29 protein-coding genes are annotated in these 22915 nt (G+C 57.3%); 19 read left to right on the plus strand and 10 right to left on the minus strand.

The window, feature by feature from the left end:
• From H6G62_RS20255 to H6G62_RS20295, 9 genes are all read right to left on the minus strand, one after another.
• Positions 1–371 (minus strand): hypothetical protein (locus tag H6G62_RS20255; protein WP_190498514.1); only part of this gene is annotated, 371 nt, incomplete at its 3' end.
• Complete coding sequence (locus H6G62_RS20260) at positions 364–1665, minus strand: hypothetical protein (RefSeq protein WP_190498517.1); 1302 nt, start codon at positions 1663–1665, stop codon at positions 364–366. The genes H6G62_RS20260 and H6G62_RS20255, both read right to left, overlap by 8 nt.
• Positions 1649–2311 carry a hypothetical protein gene (locus H6G62_RS20265; RefSeq protein WP_190498519.1) on the minus strand — a complete coding sequence of 221 codons (663 nt, stop codon included), beginning with the start codon at positions 2309–2311 and terminating at the stop codon, positions 1649–1651. Before H6G62_RS20265 ends, H6G62_RS20260 begins: the two co-directional genes overlap by 17 nt.
• Positions 2312–2338: 27 nt before the next feature.
• Positions 2339–2491, minus strand: coding sequence for a hypothetical protein (locus H6G62_RS20270; RefSeq protein ID WP_190498521.1), 153 nt, complete (start codon positions 2489–2491; stop codon positions 2339–2341).
• 2 nt (positions 2492–2493) lie between these two features.
• Complete coding sequence (locus H6G62_RS20275; protein ID WP_190498523.1) at positions 2494–2691, minus strand: hypothetical protein; 198 nt, start codon at positions 2689–2691, stop codon at positions 2494–2496.
• A gap of 12 nt (positions 2692–2703) precedes the next feature.
• Entirely contained in the window at positions 2704–2892 is a 189-nt protein-coding gene (locus tag H6G62_RS20280) for a hypothetical protein (RefSeq protein WP_190498525.1), read from the minus strand.
• Between the two features lie 3 nt (positions 2893–2895).
• Positions 2896–3054, minus strand: a complete 159-nt coding sequence (locus tag H6G62_RS20285; protein ID WP_190498527.1) for a hypothetical protein — start codon at positions 3052–3054, stop codon at positions 2896–2898.
• On the minus strand, positions 3051–3251 hold the full coding sequence (locus H6G62_RS20290; protein WP_190498529.1) for a hypothetical protein: 201 nt from the start codon (positions 3249–3251) through the stop codon (positions 3051–3053). The genes H6G62_RS20285 and H6G62_RS20290 overlap by 4 nt, the downstream gene beginning before the upstream one ends.
• Positions 3252–3317: 66 nt before the next feature.
• Positions 3318–3911: a hypothetical protein gene (locus H6G62_RS20295; RefSeq protein WP_190498531.1), complete on the minus strand. Its 594-nt coding sequence runs from the start codon at positions 3909–3911 to the stop codon at positions 3318–3320.
• A gap of 153 nt (positions 3912–4064) precedes the next feature.
• On the opposite strand from H6G62_RS20295, the gene H6G62_RS20300 reads away from it, so the two are divergent.
• The 9 genes from H6G62_RS20300 to H6G62_RS20340 all read left to right on the plus strand — a co-directional run bounded on the left by H6G62_RS20300 (position 4065) and on the right by H6G62_RS20340 (position 11526).
• Positions 4065–4340: a hypothetical protein gene (locus H6G62_RS20300; protein WP_190498533.1), complete on the plus strand. Its 276-nt coding sequence runs from the start codon at positions 4065–4067 to the stop codon at positions 4338–4340.
• The gene (locus H6G62_RS20305) at positions 4337–4924 is read left to right on the plus strand and encodes a hypothetical protein (protein WP_190498535.1); all 588 of its coding nucleotides are present in this window, start codon (positions 4337–4339) and stop codon (positions 4922–4924) included. Before H6G62_RS20300 ends, H6G62_RS20305 begins: the two co-directional genes overlap by 4 nt.
• A gap of 429 nt (positions 4925–5353) precedes the next feature.
• Complete coding sequence (locus H6G62_RS20310) at positions 5354–8710, plus strand: DUF3854 domain-containing protein (RefSeq protein ID WP_190498537.1); 3357 nt, start codon at positions 5354–5356, stop codon at positions 8708–8710.
• Positions 8711–9024: 314 nt separating this feature from the next.
• Positions 9025–9441, plus strand: coding sequence for a hypothetical protein (locus tag H6G62_RS20315; RefSeq protein ID WP_190498539.1), 417 nt, complete (start codon positions 9025–9027; stop codon positions 9439–9441).
• 182 nt (positions 9442–9623) lie between these two features.
• Positions 9624–9971, plus strand: a complete 348-nt coding sequence (locus H6G62_RS20320) for a hypothetical protein (RefSeq protein ID WP_190498541.1) — start codon at positions 9624–9626, stop codon at positions 9969–9971.
• A 129-nt stretch (positions 9972–10100) separates the two neighbouring features.
• A complete protein-coding gene (locus tag H6G62_RS20325) occupies positions 10101–10247 on the plus strand; it encodes a hypothetical protein (protein ID WP_190498543.1) in 147 nt (48 codons plus the stop codon).
• A 168-nt stretch (positions 10248–10415) separates the two neighbouring features.
• Positions 10416–10766 carry a hypothetical protein gene (locus tag H6G62_RS20330; protein ID WP_190498545.1) on the plus strand — a complete coding sequence of 117 codons (351 nt, stop codon included), beginning with the start codon at positions 10416–10418 and terminating at the stop codon, positions 10764–10766.
• 187 nt (positions 10767–10953) lie between these two features.
• Positions 10954–11199 (plus strand): hypothetical protein, encoded by a 246-nt coding sequence (locus H6G62_RS20335; RefSeq protein ID WP_190498547.1) that lies wholly within the window; start codon positions 10954–10956, stop codon positions 11197–11199.
• Between the two features lie 27 nt (positions 11200–11226).
• A complete protein-coding gene (locus H6G62_RS20340; protein WP_190498549.1) occupies positions 11227–11526 on the plus strand; it encodes a hypothetical protein in 300 nt (99 codons plus the stop codon).
• 326 nt (positions 11527–11852) lie between these two features.
• Here H6G62_RS20340 and H6G62_RS20345 read toward each other — a convergent pair whose 3' ends face one another.
• Complete coding sequence (locus tag H6G62_RS20345; protein ID WP_190498551.1) at positions 11853–12098, minus strand: hypothetical protein; 246 nt, start codon at positions 12096–12098, stop codon at positions 11853–11855.
• Positions 12099–13277: 1179 nt separating this feature from the next.
• On the opposite strand from H6G62_RS20345, the gene H6G62_RS20350 reads away from it, so the two are divergent.
• The 10 genes from H6G62_RS20350 to H6G62_RS20395 all read left to right on the plus strand — a co-directional run.
• On the plus strand, positions 13278–13577 hold the full coding sequence (locus tag H6G62_RS20350; RefSeq protein ID WP_190498553.1) for a hypothetical protein: 300 nt from the start codon (positions 13278–13280) through the stop codon (positions 13575–13577).
• The gene (locus tag H6G62_RS20355; RefSeq protein WP_190498555.1) at positions 13577–14062 is read left to right on the plus strand and encodes a hypothetical protein; all 486 of its coding nucleotides are present in this window, start codon (positions 13577–13579) and stop codon (positions 14060–14062) included. The genes H6G62_RS20350 and H6G62_RS20355 overlap by 1 nt, the downstream gene beginning before the upstream one ends.
• A gap of 185 nt (positions 14063–14247) precedes the next feature.
• Entirely contained in the window at positions 14248–14877 is a 630-nt protein-coding gene (locus tag H6G62_RS20360) for a hypothetical protein (protein ID WP_190498557.1), read from the plus strand.
• Positions 14878–15085: 208 nt separating this feature from the next.
• On the plus strand, positions 15086–15451 hold the full coding sequence (locus H6G62_RS20365; RefSeq protein ID WP_190498559.1) for a hypothetical protein: 366 nt from the start codon (positions 15086–15088) through the stop codon (positions 15449–15451).
• Positions 15411–16505 (plus strand): relaxase/mobilization nuclease domain-containing protein, encoded by a 1095-nt coding sequence (locus H6G62_RS20370; protein WP_190498560.1) that lies wholly within the window; start codon positions 15411–15413, stop codon positions 16503–16505. The genes H6G62_RS20365 and H6G62_RS20370 overlap by 41 nt, the downstream gene beginning before the upstream one ends.
• Before the next feature lie 49 nt (positions 16506–16554).
• Positions 16555–17976, plus strand: coding sequence for a hypothetical protein (locus H6G62_RS20375; protein WP_190498562.1), 1422 nt, complete (start codon positions 16555–16557; stop codon positions 17974–17976).
• Positions 17963–19516 (plus strand): DEAD/DEAH box helicase, encoded by a 1554-nt coding sequence (locus H6G62_RS20380; RefSeq protein WP_190498565.1) that lies wholly within the window; start codon positions 17963–17965, stop codon positions 19514–19516. The genes H6G62_RS20375 and H6G62_RS20380 overlap by 14 nt, the downstream gene beginning before the upstream one ends.
• Positions 19517–19580: 64 nt before the next feature.
• Positions 19581–20489 (plus strand): DUF3560 domain-containing protein, encoded by a 909-nt coding sequence (locus H6G62_RS20385; RefSeq protein ID WP_199325146.1) that lies wholly within the window; start codon positions 19581–19583, stop codon positions 20487–20489.
• 52 nt (positions 20490–20541) lie between these two features.
• A complete protein-coding gene (gene recG / locus H6G62_RS20390) occupies positions 20542–22620 on the plus strand; it encodes an ATP-dependent DNA helicase RecG (RefSeq protein ID WP_190498567.1) in 2079 nt (692 codons plus the stop codon).
• Positions 22621–22712: 92 nt separating this feature from the next.
• Positions 22713–22915 (plus strand): hypothetical protein (locus tag H6G62_RS20395; protein ID WP_190498569.1); only part of this gene is annotated, 203 nt, incomplete at its 3' end.

The following is a 22915-nucleotide window of genomic DNA, read 5'->3' on the forward strand; positions in this document are numbered from 1 at the left end:
TTGGCTTTCACGGCATTGCCTTGCAGCATGTTCAGCCCAGCGGCCAACACAAACAACCCACCCCAGACCGAGATGAAGGCACCGCCCATCGTTTGCAGGGGATAGTTGCGTAGGCAGGACAAACCAGAGCGAAGGACAGGGAAGATTGACCAGGGGTCGGTGGCAGGGCTGATAACGAATACAGGTTTGCGCTTACCCTGAGTCGCATCGAACCAGCCCCCGTCTTGAATGTTGGACGGCATGGTGTTGCGAGGGGCCAACTGAAGGGAGCTGCGTTGGACGGGGCTAGGCGTAATGTCGATGACTTGGGCGTCGATGGTCTGCGAACCACGGGCCGGGGTGATGGCGCTAGACGATGCGGACTTATTCATGGGTACTATTCTCCTCGATGATGGATTTGATGCGGTCGTACAGCTCGGCCCCCTGTTGATAGCGCTGGCCTTTGTAGCCCAATACGTCTTTGATGATCTGGCTACGACCCAGCCCTTGGTATAGGGCGTTGGTTACGGAGAGGATGAGGGCCAAATCGGGGGTATTTTGGCCCCCTGCGAACTCGCTAACGGGCGTTCGGGGTAAGGCCACAGCTTCTGTGCTGTCTGCGGTTGGGGCTGGTTCGGCCTTCGTTCGATGGGCATAACCAGGTTCTGGCGGTTGGGGTTCCAGTTTCGGCACTTCATAGGCGACCATCGGCAACCACTCGTCCAGGGCGCTGTGATAGAAGACGGCCTGCTTAGGACTAAAGGAGCGCTCAAAGAGGGCTGGGTCATCGATGGCGGGAATGGTCTTATCCGAGGCTCGCAAACTCTCTAGGTGGCCTTGGCTGGTGGGAGTCTGCAAGGTGAGTAGGTCGAAGGTTGAGCGCATCCCGCCACTGACTCCAATATCACCGACTAGGCTGGATTGGGTCATGGCCCATAGGGCACGGTCATCAGTCTCGCCGCTGGACAGTTCCATCACTAACTGAGGCTTGAGAAAGGACTCATACCAGGTTTTGAACGTGACTTTGAGCATGGCCAGTTCGTCAATAATGAGCACCTTGGGTCGCTGGGGAATTTGCCGCCATGCAAAGATGAACTGTTGCATTTCCTCCTGCATGGCCTCGATGGCGTCTTTGGTTTCGAGTTCATCGGCCATGAAGCCCAGGACGTTGTCAGCGGATTCCCAATACCAATGTTCCTTAGGGTGATACTTGGGTTCGATAATCCACACCGCTGCACCGTTGGCCTGCGCCTGACGGTAGGCATGGGCCACCGTGACGCCTTTGCCGACCCTGGGGTTAGCGCTAATCAACGTGGGGCGTAGACGTTGGGCCAAGATGGCGGCGGGGTTTCCCACACGGTAACTGTCGGGTTGACTTCCGGTGGGCATCGGTACGGAACCGTCCCAGGCAGGCGCAACCGGAGCAGGCACGGTCTGTCGAATCGCCACCGCAGGCGCTTGTCCTTTCATCGCCCAGGCCAGACCAGACCCCACCGACGTTAGCCCCAACACCCAAGCCAAGGGCAAGTAGGGATTCGTCACTCGGTACTCAATCTGACCCCCGTTGGCAAAGGTTTCGAGATCAGCAGGGGTGAGGTTACTGGCCGGACGTTGCACCCCCATGAACACGCCCAGGGCCGCACTACCGATGGCGGTATAGAGGAGAGCGTTACCGTCGAATCTCATGGGCCTTCACCTCTTCCGATAGCGCGTGAGTGCGGTCGTGATACTGGGCCAGGTTTTCGATGGCGATCACCGCCAAGTTAATCGGGGGGTCAGTCGGTACAGAAGGCAGCGACCGGGCCAACTCGACCGCATTGACTCGAAACAAGGCCGCCTGGGCTCGTCCCCAGTCCCGTTCAGCCTTGGCTAGGTCGAGCTGGGCTTGGGCATCTCGTTGGAAGCGATTCAGGGGACAAATCAACTGCTGACCAAAGCACGGGTCGGTTTCTAGCCTGACGGCCCGCTCGGCCTCGGTGCGGTAGCGGTAGGCTTCGTTTTCTAGCACTGAGCGGGCTACGTCTTCCAACGCCAGACGGGAATCGTGGTAGTTCCCATCGAGGCGGTGCTGGCCAGCGGCAAGTACATTGTCGAGGTTTGGGCCTGGGCTCTGGCTTTGATAGGTGCCCTCGCTACCGACTCTGGCCGATTGGGCAACGGCAAAAGCCACACCACATAAGGCAACCACGGAAAGGCCACCCACCGCCCAGTAACGACGGTTCTGCCACCAAGGCAACGGGACAAGGTGAATGTTCTGAATGGGGCCATCTGGGGCGGTTTCGAGGCGTTCGGTGCGATAGTTGAGCGGGACAGGCGGGGGTGGATGCATCATGACGGGTTTACGCTGAGTTACGGCAGGTTATGGCGGGTTCTGTAGGTTTTCCAATACGTTGATAGCCATCAAAATCGAGGTGGCGGCGGAACTCAGTTGATCCACCTCGTAGCGGTTGGCGGTTTCTGTGGTGAGAAGTTGGGCCAGGATGCTTTCTAACGCGGCAATGATTGAACCCATCGCTACTTGTCCTCCACAAACCCAGGGCAGCGGGACATATCAGCGTCTTCCCAGGTAGCGGGGTCACAGACAAACTGCTGTACCGCTGGATGGTCGGACAACTTGCAGTACCCGTCGGGGGCATCGTCGGTGAAGTTCACGCAGTCAAGGCAGCTTTTGAAGTCGGTGTCGGTCACGTCGTCAACATTGAACATCAGCACGGCGGCAATCTCCTAAAGGGCGTGAACTTCAAAAGCGGCAATCTCGCAAGCGCCCAGCCCGGACACGTTGTAGACCCAATCCAGAGCATCCTCATCCCACCAACGGCGGGTAATGGTGCCGTGGTACTCCTGGCCTTCCAGGTACAGCAGCACCCGGTCGCCGACAGCAAACTCCGGTGGATAGGTCGGTTCGTAGGGCATGGGCTAGTCCTCCAACGTGGCGATGAACTGCTCAAAATCGGCGTAGCATTCGGCTTCAGTGGCAAAGCCGTCTTCACTGCACCAGTTCCCGGCCTCCCAGTGCCAAAGGCCACAGACCAAGGCGTGTTCGTAGAGGTCGCGGAGATCATCTTGAAGGCTCATGCGGGCCATCCTCCTGATCCCCACCCCTCGGTGGGATGCAGATAGCCACGGGACACAGGAACGAGGCGGCGGGCCTGCTCGGCCTCAGCGGGGGTGAGGCGTCCCCGAATCACAAACGGCTCACGGGCCGGGGCCACAAGTGCCACGATGGGCACGGGGGCATCTAGGTCAACGAACTCAAACAGATTCATGGTCATGGCTCAAGTCTCAACACAACAACAGGGCAAGCAACATCCCGGCTAGAGCGAGGGCGATGTAAACCCCTACGGTTGGGGGGGTTCGGTGGGTTGAGCGATGGGCTTTCCCATGCCCATCAACTCCTGGAAACGCGCTTCGGTGACTCGGGTCGCCGTAGTCTGCCGCTCGGCCAGCAGTTTGCTTTCCATCGCGCTGATCTGGAGCTTTACCTTGGCCTCGGCCAACATCCGGTCTAGGGTGGCCTGGTCTTTTTCGGCTTGGCTCAAGACTTCTCGCTGCTGGGCAATCTTGTTTTGCATCGCCACGTCCGCCGCCTGGATCGCCATCTGGGCCACGCTAACCAGGGCGCTGGTGTCAGTCGCTTGTCCCGCCACGCCATCAAAGAATTTGACCATCGCGGCAGGATCAAACCCCTCTGGCAAACAGGCTTCGCAGTAGTCGGTAGCCTGTAGTTCGCTGCTCTGGAAGAAGTTGGCGGGCACAATCTCGGCGTTAACCACCGTGGACTGGGGCGGCTCAACGCGGAAATGGGCACAGGCAGCGGCAATCGCATCCTCCGACAGCCCGTTGCTGGTGTCAAAACCGTTGGCATTCAGCCATCGCTTCAGGGTGCTTTTAGGGATCTCAGTCTCGGTTGCAAAGGAATGTAGAGATTTCATTGGTCTGTGTCCGTTGATGGAACTCGTTTGGAACGGATTTGGAACGCTTTGGAACGGCCTTGGAACAGGCGCAACTGTGCCAAAAACCGGGCGGATCGGTGCCAACCCTGTACCCATGCCGTTTCTAGATGTGGCACACACTAGCATAAATTTATGCTTAAAAACATAAATTTCTTTAATTTAGCGTACAGTGAGCTAATATTGAAACGTCAATCCCATTTAGGACGTATCTTTATGGCGTTGGATCTTGAGGATTTACTTGTGAAGCGGATGACCGTTTCGATGGAAGACGATCTTTACGCCAAAGTTGACGCCCTAGCTAACTTGGAGCAACGTACCGTTCCTAATCTGCTGGTCTACCTTGCAGCCAAAGCAGTTAGAGAGGCGGAGGCAGCGGGTGAACTCCCCAGTGAGGGCACCACAAAATGACCACCAACGACAAAGCCCAACGCGCCACGGTGCAGATCGGCATGTTGTCGGTCGATGGCTTCCAGATGCCCGATGGTAGCTACCGGATGAGCATTGCTGGGGCGGCTGAAGCCGTGGGTTTAATACGCCGGAACGCGTTCGAGTTTTTGCGCTCGAAGGCGGCAAAACAGTTGCTAGGAGAGGGTTTTACGGGTTCGATTTCTGAAGTTGAAGTCGAATCTAGCCCAGGTCAATCCAGAGGTCAAACTCGGATTCAGGCTATCCCGTTGGCTGTTGTCAGCAAGTATTGGCTGTGGCAGGCCTATCGAGGCAACAAACCAGCGTTTGCTTTAGTAGATGCCTTGCTAGAAGAGTCCCTAGAGCGACGTTTTGATGAGGCCTTTGGGGTTGAGCGGAGCGAGTCCGACCGTAACGCCATCCTGGCCCAGCGGCTGCAACACACCGAATCGGCCCTTTCGCTACTGGGCGAAGCCTACGCCGAACCCGATATGCTGCGTGAACAGGTCACCCGGTTAGAACAGCAACTCCGGAATGCAGGTCTAGAGCCCTGGCAGCTTCCCAGCGAGGACACCCTGAATGACTAACCCAAAGCCCCTGTCGGCCCCGTTGGCCATCCTCCCAAGCCGATTCACAACACGGCCTGGATGATCAATACTGGGGGGTGTAATGATAGCGCTGGCCGTTGTCCTCTATCTTTCGTCGCAAAGATCTTCCGTCCTTTGGATAGAGGTGCATCCCTTAGAGCGATCCGGTAGACTAGGCCAGATACAGGAGGTGATTTTGATGTAGATCGATTCGAGCGAACCCTTTAAAAAGCAAAAACGATAGCTATTCCCGCGAAGAAACGTGCTATCGCCTTGCCGCCCTACTGAGAACACGCCACAGGGACGTGCCGGAGTCGTTCGTTTAAACAATTCCCTACAACTATAGCTGACTCAGATCAGTAGCGCAATAGTGCGCCCGTTTTGTTGTGCCCGGAAACGCCACATCCGGGATAGTTCGTAGGTTTTTCTATGTCTTTCCATAAATTCACAGATCTCTTTGAGTCCAATCACCCTGCTCCCATCAAGCCCCACGGCCCAGAGCCACAACTCTCTAGACCCACGACCAGCGACGATTGGGCCAGCCATCCGTGGTTAGAGGAGTTTGTCGCCAGCGCCATTGATCCAGACCTGGCCCTAGCCAATGTGGCCTACTACGAAGGCTCTCAGGCCGTTGAGACCTTCCTTGAAGATGTCCTTGTCGAGCGACAACGGGTGCAAAGCTACCTGACAGCAGGCAATGCGCGGTTGATGCAGCGCTACGAGTTCCTAGAAGCCGGGGCGTGGTTTGCGACCTGCACGGATTCTCCCTACTGCAAACCCAGTACCCCTCGCCCCAATCCTGAGAAGCCAGGGCAGACGATTAAGTACGAAACGGCTCCTGGGATGCCCGCATCACCCCTGCTGCCCCACCTGACCGTGGGGGCGTTGAGGCGAATCTGCGCGGTGCAAGACCTTGAATTTAGTGATGTTTGGAGAGCCATATGTCAAAAGGATTTGGAAAGTCCCAACCCTCGCGTTGCGACTTTGATGGCATCGTATGGAGCTGGAATCGGGGCTGGACTTCTCCTGAGCACCCCGTCCGCGTCATTTTCAAGCGCCGACACCTGGCCTCCGTCCAGGCCGAACTGCCAGACCTGCGACGCTATTTCCCCTGGGCTCGCTTTGAACTCATCAGTGAGCAAGGCAAGCCTCTCCTTAAAATCACCAGTCCCAACCCTCCCCTCTGGCCTGGAAATTCCAAATGACCTGTTCTGGCCGGTCTGGCAATCCCTAGGCGGTGCAGTGGCCATTACCGAGGGTCTGAAAAAAGCCCTAGCTCTGATTAGCCTAGGCATCCCAACCATTGGGCTGCGAGGCGTGACCCAATGGCGGGCCGCGAAAGGTAGTTTGGATCTTCACCCCGACCTAGATGGATTGGTTAGGAGTGCACCTCACACTTACATTGCCTTTGACCAGGACGAAAAAACCAAGACCGTCGCCGCCGTCAGTACCCAAGCCGAACGACTCGGAGCGGCCATTGAGGCCATGGGCGGGGCCGCTCGATTTATGCAGTGGGACGGTCGCCAAGGAAAAGGGATTGACGATGCCTTGGCTAGTCTGCCCAGTGACCAACGAGGGGTCTGGTTAGCGCAGGTGATGCAGCGGGCCGAAACGCTCAAAGAATGGCGACGGCGGGCCACCAAGGCCAGGGCACGGGCAATCCTGACCCAGCAACCGCCCATCGCTCAGCAAGATACAACCGGGGAATACCTGCCTCCCTTGCCTGCCCTCACCCGTGGTGCGATTCACTGGGTTGATGCCAATATGGGCAGTGGCAAAACCTATCGCATGGGTCGAGATTGGGTGCGGCCCTGGGCACAATCGGGGGGAATTGTCGTGGTGCTGTCGCCGCTCAATAGCCTTGGCCAGCAGACGGCCCAGGACTGGGGTCTGCCCCACATTCATGACTACGGCACCAGCGGCGTTGACCGTCAGGCGCTGGAAGCAGACATTAGCGTGAACGGCGGCATGGTGGCCTGTGTCAATTCGGCCCATCGGGTGCGGGAACTGATTCCGAGTCATCGCCCCCTCCTATTGGTGATTGACGAGGCTGCCCAAACCCTCACCGATGCGGTGCAAGGGGGAACCCTTAAACGCAACTGGGCGGCGCGCTGGGAAGATTTGATTGCCCTCATGCAACAAGCTGCCGAGGGGGGAGCCATTGCCCTAGCCGAGGATGGCCTTGACCAGGCCACGATTAACCTCGTGCAAACCCTATCGGGTACAACTGTCCCCACCATCGGCATTCGGCATACGAGAGAGTCCACTCCATGGCCCGTGACCCTGAACCAGGCCACACCCTTGAGTGAATGGCGGGGCCAACTGCTGGAGCGACTACGAACAGGCGAACGCATTCTCTATGTGGCTACGTCCCAGCGCGAGGGTAAACGACTAGAACGGGCAGCGCACAATGACGGGATTGTCGTGCATCGGATTGACTCAGAAACCAACGAGGGGGGAGCCTACCGCCAATTTTTTGAGACCCCTGAAACATGGCTTTACCAAACCCTGCCCCAGCTCGTCATTCTCTCCCCCAGCGGCAAGACCGGACTGAGCATTGAGGGCGGCATTTCTGCAAAAGGTGCCTATTTCGATAGCGTGTGGGGCTATTTTCCAGCCCTCGATACCGACACTGCCATGCAACTCCTCGGACGCTATCGGCCCCCCGTGCCCCGGCACATCTGGGCACCTGTCTATATTCAGCCCGACCCGAACGAAAAGCCTAGCCCCTTGGCGATCACCCACGAACTAGAGACAGAGGCCACCCGCTATGCAAAAGCTGGAGGGTTTGGGCAAGCGCCATCTGACCCCCATGACGCGGCGATTAAGCGCTACTTGGCTGTTCGTGGCCAACGACGCTGGGCACAAAAAGTGCAGGCCGCAGACGCCCTAGCCGCACGACTGGAGGCCGCTGGACACCCAGTTGAGGTGATGTGTGAAGGTGTACAGAATAAGGAGATGCAAACCCTGTGGGATACTCTCAAGGAAACCCTGGCCCGTGAAGAAGCGGCCTACCATGCGGGGTTAGACATCGACCCAGCGACCCATACCCTGGACTGGGCGCACCAAGTGAAGCGTGCCACGGATAGCAGTCGTGAGGCCCGATGCAAAGCGGCTAAAGTGTTGATGCTATTCCGGTTCCCAGGCCTGGATTGGAACTGCCCAGAACTTTGGTATCAGGCCGAATTTGACCCAAACCACAGGCTGGCCCCCGGTGTGGCGCTATGGGCCGAGGCCGCCCACTATCGCACCCTGTGGGAATCGGATGCCCAAGAAGCCGAACGCATCTTGAGCCAACGATTGCGAGCCGCTCATCTGTTGCCCCAGGCTGGCCCCAGAGCCATGTTGGCTGCTGTATTCTCGCCCTTAGTCGAAAAGCTACTGGCCGTGGGTGAGGTGGTACCGAATGGCGAAGTTGAACAAACCATTAAAACACTGGCCTTGCGATACCGATCTGAACTCCGGCGCTACTGGCGGCTATCGATTACGGAGGAGCAGAGCACCACGGCCATTGCCAATAAAATTGCCCGTAAGTTTGGCTTGGTGCTAGACCGAACCCGACGAGTGCGAGTAAATGGAATCAAACTCTGGGTCTACGCCATCACCGCCACTGATACCTGGCGTGCTCTGGTTGCGGCTCGTGAATGGGCCGTCCGTCAGACGGGTACAACGCCGTTAGAGAGCCGATCTAACACATTTGTTCCCTCATCGCCCGATAGTCCTGCCCCAGACCACGCAACAGGGTTGGATGGGGCCTCCCAACCCCCAATATCTACGGCAGCGTAGCCTGAAAGCGCAACGAACACCCCCCAAATGACCCTTGCCATCGCAAGGGACGAACGGTCATACCCCAAGCGTTGGGAAGTGGCTCATAAGCTTGTGTCCCTATGAATCTTGATCGGTACGGGGGATAGCTCAGCAGGCTTGTGTTGGGATGGACATTTGTCTCAAGGCTCAGTCCTCTGAATGGCCAACTAAACCCAGCATCAAGATCAGCTAACGCTGAATGGGGGTGAGTTTTGAATTGACTCAAATTTCACTCAGAGCCAGCGATTGCTGGTTTTGGGTGAGTTGAATCTAAGAAAAAGGTACCCATGACCATGGCTTTAACCACGACTGCTCTACCCAAGCGCTTCTACAAAGATGCGCTCACCAAGGTCAAAACCTTTGCTGAGAAAGGGGCACTGATGCTCTTTAACTTGGCCGTTGACCTGGTGGTTGACGCGGCTGGGCGCGACCAACGGGCCGAGGGCATTGAGCCGGATTGGCCAGACCTGCGCCAACAGGCCAAGGTCGCCCTGGAGGACTTCGACGAGGCCGATCTTCGTAGCCTGCTTGACGAAACCTTTGGGTTGAAGACGCAGGAGCAAATGCTAGAGCGGTTCGGCCAGATCCGTGACCGCAAGCGTCAATCGAGCGGTTACGGTGGCGCAACGTCCCGTCCCCAGGGTTCTGTCGCCAGCGATGACCTGGATGACGACTTTGAAGACTCCCTCGACGAAGCGTTCATCGACTAAGCCCTAGAGCATTAGCCCGACTATCCGTAGTTGGGCTGATTTTTGGCCATCCCACCCGCCCCGTTGAGTCTGGACAGACAGCTAGCGCTGGTTTCGGGTGAGTTGACATTGACTCATTCACTCAGAGCCAGCGGTTGCTGGGTTTGGGTGAGTTAATCATTCAGTAAAAGGGGATTCCAACTATGGCGACCCAAACCCGCAGCCGTCGCACCACTCAAGCCGCGAAGCCCAGCATCCTAGCGAACCTGCTTCCCTATGATGAGAAGCTTCGTCGTCGCGAACTCGCTGTCCTACGGGATCGAGTGGGAAACGAACTGAGGTCAAAAGCCCAGTTTGAGATGCAAGGTGCCGCCTTCGACTGGACGGCGTTTAAGGCCCAGTTCAACGCCGACTATGGCGACCTGGCGCTGACCGAGATCCGAGGGTACTTAAAAACCCTGTATGGATTCAGCAGCGCCCAGGAAGTGGCTGACGCCTACGACAAAATGCAAGACCTGCGCCGTGCCCGCCAAGCTCGACGCGGCTACTAGGCCAAAGGCCAACTTCATTGTCACGGATGATGGAGTTGGCCTGAGCTTTTTGCCCACCCACCGTCCCTACCGCACCACTGGATTCCAACAGCTAACGCTGGCCCTGGGTGAAGCGTTCAGATTCCCATCGTGACCAATCTGCACCTGATTGAGCAGCTACGACGATTTGATTGCCGCGAGCCTAATCAGCGGTTTGAGGTACTGGTTGACCGCATCTGTGCCATCGTCGAAGCCAAGAATCTGTCAGTGGCCGACATCCTCGACGCCATCGACTAGCCCCGATCCCTCTGCTTAGCCCCCTAAGGTTAAGCAGAGGTTTTCGACCCACCCACCGTTCCCAGGACAGGATCGCACTTACAGGACAGGTCAATTCCCATGGCCGACCGCTTGACCGATTCCAAGCCAACTCTCGTTGGTCGCAGGTGATGATAGTGATGAGACGCTATGCAATTTCGCGCTTTTGGAACCCTTGATATCGCCACGGTCATGCTGCCCAGCCTGAGTGGATGGCCACCCACCCCATCCGCCATTGTCCTGTCCAGCGGCGCAGCAGCAGCACTCACCAGGGAAATGGCCGATTGGCCGGACGACCGTCGTCAACGGTGGGAGGAAGCCTTGCTCGACCTGGTGTATGACTGTCCTTTTGGGAAGTGGGCGAGCCGCGTTCAGGCCGAGCATCCTGAGTTGGCCACCGCCGTGGAGATCCTTGAGCAGTATCGACTCCCCACGCTAGGGATGGTCTTCGATGCCGCTGAACTCGCGCTGATGCAGCAAATCACCGAAGCGCTTCACTAAGGCTCCAGGTTAGCCCCAGCCTGTCTGCCCGTACGACTCAAGGTATGGGCAGACAAGCTAGGGCACCTTCTAAGAACGGATTGAGATCCCTGTCCAACCTAAAACAGAAGCCAATCCCAGCCCCACCCTGAGACTCAGCGAGAGGGGCTATCGCCCTGCATAGGTTGTCGCTCTCTCCCACCCACCCATGCCCCACCCCTCAAGCCAAACTCAGCCCCTACCCGCCGCGCTCGACCTGGCCCTATTCGAGTTGCTGGTTCACATCGAAACCTACAGTGACCCGGACTTTGAGGCCCATTGGATGACCATGGGCGAAGCCGAGGTACAGCAGGTGGTGCTGGCTCTGATTCAAGACCTCACCGTCAACCTCAACGGCAAGCGATTAGCTGGAGCCTTGTTACAGGTTAGACAGCATGGAAATCCTCTACACTAGGCTCAACCTTAGCCGGAGCGTTGACCGATGCCGCCCCTCAGCGAAGCCTTTGTGCCCACCCACTGGGATGAGTGCGAGACCATGATGGCCCAGTGCCATCAGAAAGCGGCCCAACTCAGTGCCCAAGGCTTGGTCTGCACCTGTAGCACCCTCTATCGAATTACGGACGGGATGCCCATCTATGTCGTGGATGTGGCGACCCCTGAATCTGATTCTGACCTAAGACGGATGCGCCCCCCTCGGCAAGAGCGTCAACCCCGCAGTCGTGACCTTCCCGTTCGTCAGCGCAATGCAGGTTCGCTCGATAATTCGTTCTCCCGTCGCTAGCCTTGACTCCTCAGCCCCACTTCCAGTTCTGGATCAAAGCAGAGCGTCGCTATGTCTGCCTGCTCCAGCAGAACTTGTTGGGGCAATGGGTGCTGACGCAGCGCTGGTGGGGATTTCGTACAGGTAAAGGTGGCCATTTATCCACCACCTTCGAGTCCTATGAGGCCGCCGTCGATGCACTCGCTCGCATCGAACAGCGCCGACGGTGGCGACACTATCAGCGCGTGGAGTGACGTTGCGATTGCACTCAGGTCAGCCCCAGGTCAACATCGGGCTGATGCTACAGGATACCGTCTTGGCCTCCTCAGCGAGAGTGCCTCCAAGGGTTAGCTTCGATCTCGGTTTATCACCCCCTCAATCATCGCAATGGTCAACGACACCAGCCCCAGCGGCAGCAGGCCAAAGGTAATCCCCGTGCCTTGAGCATCGTTTCGCCATTCCAGGATCAACAGCAGATGATGACCGATACGAAACGGCGGAACATTGCTCAGCAGCAGCAGCGCTGGGAGTGCCACAAACAACAGCCCCAGCATGAGAAGTGTCGCCACAAATACGCTTAAAAATCGTTTCATTGACCTGTCGTCAGTCAACATCGGGCCAACCCCCACCCTAACGTCAGACGAAGCCTGACCTCAACCCAGCCCTGAAATGACCCCCAGCCAGCCCTAACATTCAGTCCCAACTGTCACATAGCCTTTAACCCGCAGTTCCCTGTCCCAATCCCCCCCAACGCATCCCTGGTCACGGTCGAGATGGTCAGAGCAAAGCCCTACTCTCGGCAGTCACACTCAGGTCATCGCTCACCGTGACTCGCCTCCGACCCAACGCAACCCCAACCTTGAGCCAAGGTCAACCGAAGCCTGACCCCTCATCCTACGGTTCGTTCTAACCCGGCACTCACCCGTTCCGCTACTGATGCGTTGTTGGCCCTAAGCGTCCCGATGCGTCCCCTTGAACGTCGGTAGGGGTCGAGTCGGATCAGCATCGTTCCCCAACCTGTACCGCTTCATGTATCTATCGTTCTAGAACGGATTTTGAATGGAATTTTTAAGGAAAAATTGCCTCAAACTGAGTCCAGAGTGAGGCCAACTAGAGTCCAGAGTGAGGCCAAACTGAGGCAAGCAAACGTCAGTACCCGGCCCAAAATAGGCCAAAATTAGGCGATTTTGACGGTGCAACCGATGGTCAAAACCGATGCGTTTTTTTGGGGGCAAGAAATGCGTTCCTGGCCCACCCCCCTTCAAAAGGTGTCCCCAGTCATTAACTTTTCATTCGAGATCCATTCCAGAACCATAGGGGCCACATAGGAGCAGGTTGGGGGACATCACGGAACCGCTAGGGACACACTCAAGACCACCTTGGGCTACGAGGGGGCGGCATGGGACAAGCTAGGAGCGGAAGGGGAACGTTCAGGGGTGAGTATGGTGACCTGAATGGGATTCATCTGGCCATGGTCTGAGCGGGTAGTGGCGAACTCAACCGTCACGGTTAGGGGCTATGACCATGACCGACGGAGGGCGAGGGCGGCTAGAACCTGAGTCAAGACTGATGCATTCACGAGGTCTTGAGTGAAGCCAGCGGTGAAGTTCAGAGGTCAGCTAGACCCGTGCCCAATGCGGCTGGGGAAGGCTAGCTGAGGCCAAACTGTCACAACCCCCAACTATCGTTGGGTCTATCTGACCTTGACCTCGATCTAGGAGTCTGGCCCCGATGTCGAACGTCCATCCGACCTTGAAACTGAGGTAACGACCATGTCCCCGACGATGATCCCGATTTTCAACCTAGCGACAGAAGCGATTGCCCTGGAACTCATCGACGCTGTGAGGATAGCGACCAACGACCAGTTCCGTCTCACCTTACACGGCCAGATTAGGCAGGACAATCAGTTGCTCTATAACGAAACGGCCACCGCTCCCCGTAAGGGAGATTCTGAAAACGACCAAGCTGACTATGATGCGCAGATCCTAGCGGTGGTCTACACCGTCGTTCATTCCCGTCGAGTCGGGACACATCGAACCTTGACCCTAACGCTGACCCAGGAGGTGCCTTGATGTTTGACGATAACCGGAACGCAGCCCTGGAAGGGTTCTTGATAGGAACCTTGATTTTTTATCTCATTGCTCTGGCCTTTAATCTGCTGCTGCTATTGGCTCGACTGTTGATTTGGTTTGTGCCCTGGTTTATTTCTGAACTACGGCGCTACACCCGCATGTTCTGTCGGTGGAATGAAAGCAGACGGTATCGAGCCAATCTGAGACGACAGAAAAAGAAGATAGCCCAGGAGAAAGCTTTTCTACTGCTGTGTGCCAAAGTTGAGCAGGAAAGAATGGAAGCCGCCGCCGCGCTGAGTGAAGCGACAGGGGTGAAGATGTCCTTTGACCGCAATGCGTTCTACCGTCAGTTTTGTGCCGACTATGGCCACCTCAGCCATCGACAAGTCAAACGTCACCTCAAGCGTTTGTATGGGGTCAGAACGGAACAGCAGATTCGCCATCTGTACAACGGAGCCTTCCCCAACCAGCCTCGCCCCCAATGACCCTGACCTGTAGGGCATCCGTCGTTCATGGAGATTGATGGGATGAAATAGAACCCCTATCGGGGTTTTGGGGTGTGTTGTTCATGTTGACGACACCCTAAACCAAGGCTAAGCCCCTGACCTGCTTCAGTTCAAGTCAGGGGCTTTGGTTTGGGTCAATGCTCATCTCACTGGAGACCAAACCGATGCCCAAAACGACGACTCGTAAAACCAGCACGGCCACCTTATCCCCTCGGGATCGCGTGAAAGCGTACTGTAAAAAGCAGGGCTTTGCGGCCCTGGGCGGGAAGCGGGTAGTGCTCGTGCAAGCCTACTATGCGTTGCGTGAACTGTTGGGCCAGCAGTTGCAGTCCCAAGCCTACCTGTCTAAAAACAATCGGGCCAACTTGGACTGGAACACCTGGAACAAGACCGGGTTTGACCGGATGATTGGCGGCAACCCGGTAGACGCTCCCAGCGATAAGCTGGACGCTATCGGTGAAGCCATGGTGGAGATCGCCAGCTTCTACCTCGCCCCCCACTTCAGCAAGGACGTGACGGCCTGCTTGAAGGAACTAGCGGCTAAGAACCTGGAAAGCGTCCAGTCGCGCAATAACGCCCGACGGGATCATGCCGCGCTGGCCGAAGCGGTGACGAAGGCCGTGGGCGAGAGCGGCTTCACGGAGCCGGACGATGACCTCAGCGATGACGATGATGAGTTGTCGATGCTCGATGAGGAAGATGACTTCGCCACCGACAACGAGGACGAGGAAGAACCCAGCGCCGAGGCCGATGACGACCTCGATGAGGAGGAGGACGAAGACCTAGACGACTAATTCCCTCAAAAGGGCTTAGCTTGCCATCCGGCAGGTTAAGCCCTTTTTTTCTGAGGTGCAGGCCGTGGCCCCGCAAAATCCAACCCCAGACAGAGTAAACCCCCCAAATGGATTTGCCAAGATTCAGGAAAGTGACTTGCCCTGATGAACCATGTCTAGTCCAAATCGACTAAGAATCCGACTTAACGATGACCCCTACGCAACCGTGATGGCTGAGGCCGAGCGCCGAGGAACCGATGCCAGTACGGTCATCGAAGGCTATGTCAACGCTGCTCGCATGGCGGGTCTAGGGGCCGACCAGATCTATGGCGCTGTTCTAGGGATGAAAAGCTTGCTCCATCGCATCCTGGCTCAGGCGCGGGTCAAAGGGATTGACCTAGAGAACCTGGGTCTGCCCATCCATGCGCTCAGTGAAAAACTGAATGCTCTGCACCGCCTGATCTTAGACCTGAACGGGGTAGCCCTAGACGGTGGCCCCCAAGCTGACCTAGAACCGATGACCCTGGAGCGAGAACTGAGGCTAGAGATGGAGCATGAACGGTTCTATGACCGAGGCCAAGACGATGCTGGTTAAACACACCAAATGCCGAGACCCCCTAGGGGTGGCCCAGTACGTCCTCGATAAGCCGGGGGCCGAAGTGGTTGGCAGTAACCTGGCCTACCCGGACGACGCCCACGCCATCGCCGCCGAGATTCGGTTTAGCTGTCGGGACTCGAAGCGCCTCAAGCTCACCACCTATCATGCGTCTCTGGCCATTGCGCCCCCCGAACGGTTATCGGATGACCGTTGGCACCAGGTCGCTAGGGACTACCTGGCCAAGATGCACTATGGCCTTTCACCCTATCTTGTGGTGCGTCACACGGATACGGAGCATGACCACATCCATATCGTCGCGGGTCGGTTTGACCTCAGCACAGGGAAACGAGTGCCGGATAGTTGGGATCATTACAACGCGATTGAGGCAATTCGAGACATTGAAGCCGAGTACGGCTTTGAACTCACCCCCAAAGCAGGCTCAGCAGAGCGTCAGTCCCCTACGGTCAGCATGATTCGCCATGAACGAGACACGGGCCAACCTGCGGTTAAACCTGAGCTTCAGAATTTGATAGATGACCTTACAGGCCAGGTTCACCACCTTGACGAGTTGGCTGACCACCTAGAACAGGCTGGAGTCGAACTGCACGTGAAGCCGATTAACGAAACCACCATAGGGCTGACCTACCACTTCAAAGGACTCTACTTCAGCGCCTCTCAGTTAGGCCGCGCCTATACCCTGAATGGTCTCCGAACGTTTCGAGGGATTGAGTCACCCCAAGACCGTCAATCCGTGATGGATTGGTGGGAGCGGCGGCAGGGCCAGCCATCAGCAGGCGTTGAGCCAGGGCCAACCCAGGGTGAGGATCATGGCCAGCCCGAACGACACGCTGAATCCCAAGCCCAGGGCCAGCCTGACCTCGAACCTGACCCGAAAGCCCAACCTCAAAACCAGGAACTAGCAGGCGTTGACCTAGCTCCGAAACCGCTTGAGGCGCAGCCGCGCCAGACCCAGGAAAACGAAGATCGAAACCGGAAAGCGCAACGGCAGCGACGACGACAGAAGCAGCGCAATCGTCAGATGGAACTGTGAGCTATCGCCCCTCGGTCGCCGCACCCTCTACTCAGGAGTCAATGACGTTATGGTTTGCCATCCCCGACCTAGCCCAGCCCCCTTGACCGTGGGCGGCCTGCGCCAATCGACCATCACCTTCCTGCGGCGGATTGGCTTTGAGGTTGGCCAACGCATCTGGCTAAAGCTGAGTTGGGACTTGCCCCTCGTGCTGGCCCCCGACTGGGAGTGCTACACCCGAAAAGGTCAGAGGATTCCTAAACACAAGGTCTTCCAGGGCACGATCACCAAAACCGGATTTAAGCTCAGGCGATGCAAGTCTGATGGCAAACGCCGGGGCCGCACCTATTGGAGACCCGATGGCCCGGTCTATCGAGACGGGTGGAAGTTGGTCTACCGATGGTCACAAAAAGGCGTGACGGTCTCGTTCTACCCCAACCAGCCCCAGGCGGGGATTAGCAACATTGACGTGAAGCGATGTCGGTGTCTGTTCTATGAAATCGACGATGCCAGCTTTGATGAGCAGAAGGCGCGGCTACGACGGTTATGCCGACAGCTCAAGGTCAAACCAGCGGGGGCACTATTCAGCGGCAACAAGTCCCTCCATGTCTACTTCCGGCTTAGCCATGACCTTGAGCCAGAGGACTGGATTCGACTGAACCGCAAGTTGTGCATTCTCCAAAATGCAGACCCCCAAATCTGTAACCTGGCGCGGGCCATGCGCTTGCCGGGAATGCTCAGACGCGGTGTGGTCGAGGGTGAACTGGCACGGCCCACCATCGTCAAGGTCATGTCCACCTTTGACAAGCAACTGAGTGCCGCCACCTTCGAGGCCAAGCTAGACCGCACGGGCCTGTTTCCCCATGGCCTGGACGATGCCCGCTGGCGGCAATGGTTCAAACTTCGCCTCAAAGCCAGTTCTGGAGAAGACGTTGACCCCACAACCGCACTGCTGGAAGACAAGCGTCAGACCAAAAAAAGCGCAGCCGGTACCGCCTACCGACCACGCCCAGCTTCGAGGTTCACTCGCTCCTACAGCCGCGACAGCGGCAGCATCCCCTTAATGGAGTGCCTGACCAAAGATGATGCAGACCTGATTCGTCAGGGTGTTCCAGAAGGGTTTCGGCATCGGTCGGGCTATAAACTGGCCTGCAATCTAGTCGGCACAGCGGGCTTTTTAGAGAGCGAAAGGGTCAGTTATTATCCAGCCCCGGAAGCGTTATTTCGGGAATACCGCACACGCTGCTCTCCCCCCATGGACGAGGCGGAGGCGGATCTAATCTGGCATAACGCTAACCGAGAGTATCGACAACCGAGCCGCAGCGAGGACTCCATTCGTAAGACGGTGGATTACTACTACGGCATGGCCCATTCCAACCCCTATGCCCAGGCGGCTACCGATTCATTCAGCCCCCCAGAACCGAATCCTGAACTCAAAACCTTGATCCAGTACGTCAGAAAAAAGGTCAAGCAATCCGATGGCACTCTATGACTATCAGTCCGAACTGTGTGATGGCATTCGTGAGGCGATTCGCGCAGGGCATCGACAGATCCTGGCCTGCCTGCCGACGGGTGGAGGGAAAACCTTTGTCGCGGGAGACATCGTGGCCAAGGCCGTGGGTAAGGGCAATCCCACCCTATGCCTTGCCCACCGAGACCCCTTAATTGACCAGGCCTACCGAACCTTCACGGAAGACTTTGGGCTGCGGACGGGCATCATCAAAGCGGGCGTGAAGCCTGACCCCGGTGCACCCATCCAAATTGCTCAGGTGCAAAGCTTGGAAGGGAAACATCACTCGGTGCCGCCCTGGCGACTGTGTCTCATTGATGAGGCCCACAGCACCACCTTTTTTAAGGTGGTCAAAACCCTGATTCAAGCCAACCCCAACGGCATTGTGATTGGCCTCACCGCAACGCCCTTTCGGCTCGGAAAGCAATATCTCGCTGACCACTATACGGTTCTGGTGCAGGGGCCGTCTCCTGCCCAACTGATTCAGCGAGGTCGGTTAGTGCCGCCTCGATACTTTGGCTACGAAGACCTCGACTTGAGCAAGGTGACAATCTCTAGCCGCACCGGAGACTTTGATACCCGACAGCTTCAGCAGGCCGTCAATAGCAAACCGCTCAATCAAAAGCTGGTTAGGGAATACAAAAAACTGGCGGGGCATCGCAAAGGCATCGTCTTTGCCACGGGCATTGAAGACTCGAAGGCCATTGCTGAGACCTTCAATGAGGCCGGAATCCCTGCGGCCCACATCGATGGCTCAATGCCCAAAACCAAGCGGAAGCAGATTTATCGAGACCATGCCTCCGGCCAGATTCAGGTGGTCGTCAATGTCGGCACCCTGACCGAAGGCTATGACTGTCGCTCGATTGAATGTGTCGTGCTGAGGCGGCCCAGCATGAGCCGCGCCCTGGTCATTCAGATGATGGGTCGGGGCCTACGCATCAGCCCAGAGACCGGAAAGACCGACTGCATCATCATCGACTTCGGGACTGGCAATCTCCAACGCTTTGGCCGCATCGAGGACGAGTTAAAGCTCAGTCTGGACAAGCCCCCAGAATCAAAAACAGAAGTGAAGCTAGTCCCCTGCCCCCAGTGTCGGGCCATGGTCACGGTCTTTCACCAGACCTGCCCGGAGTGTGGCTTTAAACTCAAGCCAGAAGCGCCCCACCAACCGAAGTTATTAGAACCCATCCCCCATGAATGGGCGGCGGAGCAACTTAGCCCAGAGGAGTTGAAGCAGCAAGCCTACTATCGACGACAGCTCGCCTTGGCCTATCGTCGTGGCTATAAGCCAGGGTTTGCTGTGGTCAAATTCAAAGAACTCTACCGTACCTATCCGCCCGCGTGGTGGAGCCAAGGGGCCGTGTTTGGGCCAAATCCCAGCCCTGAGCAACAGGCCGAATACTTGAAGCGCATGGTGCAGCTCGCTGAACAGCAGGGTCTGGATGATGCGTGGATTGAGCGTCAGATCCAACTGGAGTTTGGCGACGGGTTCCAAGTCGATTCCATCGCTAAGGCGATCTAGCCGATGGCCTGCCCTGCCCTGCTCCGCTATCGCGGGCCTGTGAGGACGTTGCAATCCCAGAACGATGGACTACGAATCTGCCAAAGCCCTCCTTAGTCAGCACGGCCTGACGGTGACTGAATCGATGACGACGCCCAAACGTGCCAATAAAACGCCTCGTCCGGTCTGGCTGGTGACAGGACGCCTAGAGCCATTCCGAGATCTGCTCTATGAACTCGGTGGGAAAACCCGATATTCAGGCCGCAATACCTTCAGCTTTTGGGAAGACCCAACCATTGACATCGCTGAGGGCATCGAAGCCCAGGGCGAAGCGACCATTGAGGAACAAGTGGCCCTCAAAGACGAACGGTCTGAGTATCGAGCCGAGCGTTACACCCAGCGAGCCCAGGCCAAACACCAAGCCAGCGAACAAGCCTACCATCGCTCCAATGCCGCGCTTGAAGGCATCCCGCCCGGTCAGCCCGTTCTGGTGGGTCACCATAGCGAAAAAGGTCACCGTCGCGCCCTAGAACGGTCTCACCGAGCGATGGGTCAGTCGGTCGAAGCAGGCCGAGCCGCGAAAAGACTGAGCGAACAAGCCGCAGGCAGCAAGGCCCAGGTGCAGAAACGGCAGTCGAAATCCTACATGGGCCATCGGCTTCAAGAGGCTGAAGCCAAGAAACGGCAAGCGGAACGGGATTTGGCTCAATTCCCTGGCCACCCGACCTATCAACTCAACCTCAAAGATGCCGAGGCCGCCATTGCCCACTGGAGCCAGGAACTGGAAGCCGCCGGAGTTTTGACCCAAGACGACATCACCAAAGGCGACTATGTGCGGTTCATCGGCAGTTGGTATGAAGTGGTTCGGGTCAATGCCAAGTCCGTGACGGTAACGGGCTGGCTCGGTATCGATGGCTGGGAATATCGGGTGCCGTACAGCAAGATCAAAGCCCACAAACCTAAGGCTGACGTTGAAGGGCCGCCACAGGGTTGAGTCAATCGCTATCGCGATGAAGGGGGGATGTGACGATTCCCCTCTCAGACCCATGCCCCAAACTCAGCGTAAACCCCCAACCCCCAACGAAGCCCTGACCAAGCTGGGCTTGACCACGCCCTTGCACCTGCTGCACTACTACCCCAAACAGCACCAGGTGATTCATAGAAAAAAGATGGCCCACCTCCAGCCGGGGGAGACCGTCCTGACCATCGGCCACGTCGTCCGCCACCGCATCAAAGAGGCCAGAGGTGGAAAACTGGTGGTGCAAACCTGGACTATCCACGATAAGACGGGTCGTCATCGACTGATGTGTACCCAATTCCATAAAGCCCGCCTTCCCTATACGTCCATGCAGTGGCGACGACGGCAGAATCAAACCTATGCCCAGGGGAGCTTGGTCGTGGTCTCAGGCCCAGTCAAGCACGATAGCTATGCGGGCTGTCTAGCCATCAATGGCGAGGTCTCTCCTATCAGCCCTAAGCAAATCGCCAGTCTCCCTAGCCGGGTGCTGAATCCCGTCTATCGGCTGAGCAAAGGGCTAGATATGGGCACCCTTCAAGACCGTATCCGAGCCGCGCTCAACACCACGACCCTCAAAGACCCAATCCCCGCCAAATTCAGGCAGCGGCATAACTTGATCCCATTGTCGGAGGCACTGGCTCAGATTCACTTTCCGGCCAGTCCATCTCAGCTTGAAGCGGCCCGCCGTCGGTTGGTCTTTGACGAGTTCTTCTACCTCCAAATGGCGCTGCTGGTGCGTCGGGGCCAGGTACCTCAGCGGGTGAAGCGTCAGAGTCTCTCGCGGTCTCTCTTAAAACGATTCCAGGGCAACCTTCCCTTTGCCCTGACTGGAGCCCAGCAGCGCACCCTGAACCAAGTCCTGGATGACCTGACCCAGACTTTCCCCATGAACCGCCTGGTGCAGGGGGACGTTGGGGCCGGGAAGACCGTAATTGCCGTTGGCGCGTGTCTGGCGGTGATTGAACAGGGCCAACAGGCCGCACTCATGGCTCCCACGGAAACCCTAGCCCAGCAGCACCACGCCAAGGTCACGTCTTGGCTGGAACCGTTGGGCCTCAAAACGGCACTGCTGACGGGCAGCACCTCAACCAAGGAACGGCGCATCCTCCTGAGCGAATTGCTATTGGGCCACATCCATTTGATAGTCGGCACCCACGCCCTCAGCAGCGCCAAGGTGCGCTATGCCGACCTGGGCCTCGTTGTCATTGATGAGCAACATCGGTTTGGCGTGAAGCAGCGCAACGCCCTTCTGAACAAGGGCAAGACCCCTCACCTGCTGAGCATGACGGCCACGCCTATCCCCCGCACTCTGGCCCTAGCCATGCACCAAGACATGGACGTGAGCCTGATTGACGAGTTGCCCCCAGGCCGTCAGCCCATCATCACCCAAGTCTTGAGCCAAGACCAGCAGAGCCATATTCATCGCCTGATTGAGGGTCAACTGGCCCAAGGCTTTCAAGCCTATGTTGTGCTGCCCTTGGTCAAAGACACCGACGACAGCGAACTGCGTTCTGCTGAAGCGGCCCTCGATGACTATCAACGAGCCTTTCCCAAGTACCAGGTGGGGATGCTCCATGGACAGATGGGGACGGAGGCCAAAACCACGGCCCTCAATGCGTTCAGAACGGGACAGACCCAAATCCTGGTCGCCACCAGCGTGATTGAGGTTGGCGTAGACGTGCCCAACGCCACGGTGATGGTGGTCGAACATGCCGAACGGTTTGGCTTAGCCCAGCTCCACCAACTGCGGGGCCGGGTTGGGCGGAGCCACCATCAATCCTACTGTGTCCTGGTCGATGGCGCTGAAACCGAGGCCAGTGCGGAACGGCTGCAAATTCTGGCTCAGCACCAGGATGGGTTCAAGGTGGCCGAAGCTGACCTGAGGCTGAGGGGGGCAGGTGAAGTCTTGGGGCACAAGCAGGCGGGGGTTCCCAAGTTTGCCCTAGCTGACCTGATGCGGGACCAGGCTCTACTCAAGATTGCTAATTCCGCCGCTCGCTCTGCGGTCAATCAAGGTCGTCGGCTGCGGTGCTGGGATTTGATGGTCGCTGAAGCCCAGCGCCGGGGCCACCTAGAAAAGGCCCTTCGCCACACTCATCTCAATTAGTCGATGAATCTGACCAACACCCGAATCACGTCCCTTAGACCCCTACGCTATCGCTCTTCTCTGAGTGACCTTAGTAATCCAACAGACCAGCCATGACCCATTCAGACAAAGCCCGAAAGTGGTACCTCCACTTCACGTTGTTCCAGCAGCGTGTCTATATCTCCATCCCTGAAGTGACAGGCATCCTGGGCGATGGCCACGACAACCTGACCTACCTCAGAACGACGATTGGAGCCTCTTTGTACGGCCACGTTGAATCAGGATCCATCGTTTCCCATCCCAACAAAACAGAGGA

The sequence above is a fragment of the Phormidium sp. FACHB-1136 genome (genome assembly GCF_014697375.1).
Lineage (GTDB): Bacteria > Cyanobacteriota > Cyanobacteriia > Phormidesmidales > Phormidesmidaceae > Nodosilinea.